A 2722-nucleotide genomic window follows, 5' to 3' on the forward strand; every position below is an offset into this window, starting at 1 on the left:
AGGGCGCGAGCCCTCCGGTCTTTCACGGCTTGTTAGCGGCAGGGCGCGAGCCCTCCGGTCATTCACGGCGTTTTCAAGCTGGAACCGGACGGCTCGCGCCGTTCCGCTACCTCCTACAGTGCCAAAGTCGCTGGCATTGGGCGGGAGTCTTCATGTCAGTGCGTTGTCAGGCGGAGCCAGGGAACAACGGGTTGGCTCCTAGACGATCAAATCCTTGCGGACGGTGCCGCCGTCGACGATTTCGATCGGGCGATCGCCCGGGGCCATCAACTCCTTGTCGGCGTTGATGCCCATGCAGTGATAAATCGTGGTGGCCCAGTCGGCGACGTCCAACGGGTTTTCGTTCGGTTCGCTGGCCGTCGCATCGGACGATCCGTAGACGATGCCGGGGCGAATGCCGCCACCGGCCATGACCACGCTAAACACCTTGGGCCAGTGATCGCGTCCCGCCGTCGCGTTGATCTTGGGCGTTCGGCCGAACTCGCTCGCCAGGACGACCATCGTTGAATCCAATAGCCCGCGCTGATCCAGGTCGCGGATCAGCGCCGCGTAGGCCTGATCGAGCTTGGGCACCTGGCCTTGGATGCCACCGAGGATGTTGTCGTGCATGTCCCAGCCGCCGTAGGTCGTCGTCACAAATCGCACGCCCGATTCGACCAATCGTCGGCACAACAGCAACCGCGAACCGGCATCGTTGCGGCCATACTCGTCGCGGATCTTGTCGTCTTCCTTGTTGATGTCAAACGCCTCGCGGGCCTTGTCCGAATTGATCATCGCGTAGGCGCGTTGATAGAACGTGTCCACGGCGTCGAGTGAATCGGATGCTTGCTGCTGACGAAAACCCGAGTTCACGACGTCCAACAAATCTCGGCGGGACGTAAAACGATTCCCGTCCACTCCGCCGGGAAGATTCAAATCCCGTACGCGAAAGTCAGCCGCGGCGGGGTCGGCGCCCAAGCTGAACCCCGCATAAGACGAACTGAGGTACCCGGTGCCGGCGAATTCGTTGGGCTGGTTGGGAACGCAGACGTAGGGCGGCAAATCATGTCGGGGGCCGAATTCGTGCGAGACGACGCTTCCCATGCTGGGGTACGACAGCGCGGGGCTGGGTCGGTAACCGGTAAACATGTTGTGCGTGCCCCGTTCGTGGGCCGCTTCGCCGTGTGTCATCGAGCGGCAGATCGCGATCTTGTCGGCGACCGTTGCGGTTTGTTTCCAAAGTTCGTTGACACGAACCCCGGCAACCTTCGTCTCGATCGAGTTCATCGGACCGCGATATTCGACCGGCGCGTAAGGCTTGGGGTCGAATGATTCTTGGTGGGCCATGCCACCGGGCAGAAAGATAAAGATGACGGATTTCGCCGTCCCCTCTTTGCTTTCGTAGTGTTTTTGCTCGGCGAGTGCTTCGAACCGAAGCATGTCGGCCAACGAGAGGCCCAAACCGCCGAGGAACCCGACGCGCAGCACGCCCCGCCGGGACAGACCGTTACCGTAGCACTTCATAGAGCGAAAACTCCGAGGGGCCTCGTTCATGGACGAAGAGATCCGACACTTGCGGTGGCGAAGTGTTGAACGAGGGATTGCCGAAGAAACTGGGGCAAGACGTCGAACATCACAAGACGAACAACGTGGAAAGGTGGGATGGGCCTGGAGGTCCCGGGCCGGACGCCGAATTGTCATCCCCGTTTGCCCAGCCGTCAAGCCTTAAAACGCAGGAAACAAATGCTTCACAGCGTCAACCTACCCCGGGCAACGCATGACACTCGGCGATGGATTGACCACCACTGGTTGGATGATCAACCACCCGGCCAATGCTGGGCGATCTTGTTGCGCAGGAAATCGGCGCTGCGGCGCAATTGATCGATCCCGTCGACACCGTCTTCGATGCTGATCCAGCTGTCAAATCCCTTGCCGGCCAGTTCGCTGAAGATCGCGTCGTAGTCGTTCAGGCCCTTGCCGATTTCGCCGTGGCTGAGCCGTTTCGCATAACCGACTGCGCCGCCTTCTTCACGCCGCAAGTCCTCCAGCGTTCCCTCGATCAGGTAGCGGTCGCTGGCATGCATTGTGACGACGCGATCGGAAACCCGCTTTAGCAATTCGATCGGATCGTCGCCGGCCAGGAACGCGTTGCTGGGATCGTAATTGACGCCGAAATTGGGGTGATCGATCGCCGCGACCAGATCACAGAAAACGTCCATCGCCTGGGCGAACTCGGGGTATTCCCAAAAATCGTCCTTGTAGTGGTTCTCCAGAATCAACGTGATGCCGCGCTGTTGGGCAAACGGAAGACAGGCACCGATGCTGTCGGCGGCAAGCCGGACGCCCTGGTCGACGGTCAGCTCCGGCCGCCGTTGGCCGCTGAGAACGCGACAGTAGCTTCCGCCGAGTGCGTGGGTCATCTCGATCCAACGTTTTTGTTTGGCGATCTCGGCATCACGAAAGGCGGCATCGGGGTGGGTGAAGTCGGGCGAGCAGCAGAGCATGGGGATGCTCATGCCCAGGTCTTCGACTTGCTTTCGCAGCACGGGCCAATTCGCGGGATCGGCCAGCTCCAAAAAGCCGGTGTAAAATTCCAGACCGTCGATGTCCAACGTCGTTGCCAGCTCGAACCACTCCGCCAGTGTCATCGAGCCGTCTTTGCAAAGCGCCTGCATGTAGGCTTTGGGGAATGCGGCAAGTTTCGGCATAATGGATCTCAGACGGGTTTCAACACAGATTTGAC

2 protein-coding genes are annotated in these 2722 nt (G+C 60.1%); both read right to left on the bottom strand.

Features of this window, described 5'->3' with window-relative positions; genetic code table 11:
- Positions 1 to 198: 198 nt before the first annotated feature.
- On the bottom strand, positions 199 to 1503 hold the full coding sequence (locus ABX749_RS28650) for a DUF1501 domain-containing protein (RefSeq protein WP_145221570.1): 1305 nt from the start codon (positions 1501 to 1503) through the stop codon (positions 199 to 201).
- 293 nt (positions 1504 to 1796) lie between these two features.
- Positions 1797 to 2722, bottom strand: a 926-nt coding sequence (locus ABX749_RS28655; RefSeq protein WP_372899046.1) for a sugar phosphate isomerase/epimerase family protein, incomplete at its 5' end; no start/stop codon positions are given.

The organism is Stieleria sp. (assembly GCF_041595215.1).
In the GTDB taxonomy this organism is placed as follows: domain Bacteria; phylum Planctomycetota; class Planctomycetia; order Pirellulales; family Pirellulaceae; genus Stieleria; species Stieleria magnilauensis.

Bases quoted from the DNA above. Each gene is read 5' to 3' on its own strand.
- ABX749_RS28650 (WP_145221570.1), bottom strand. From the start codon at position 1,503: ATGAAGTGCTACGGTAACGGTCTGTCCCGGCGGGGCGTGCTGCGCGTC.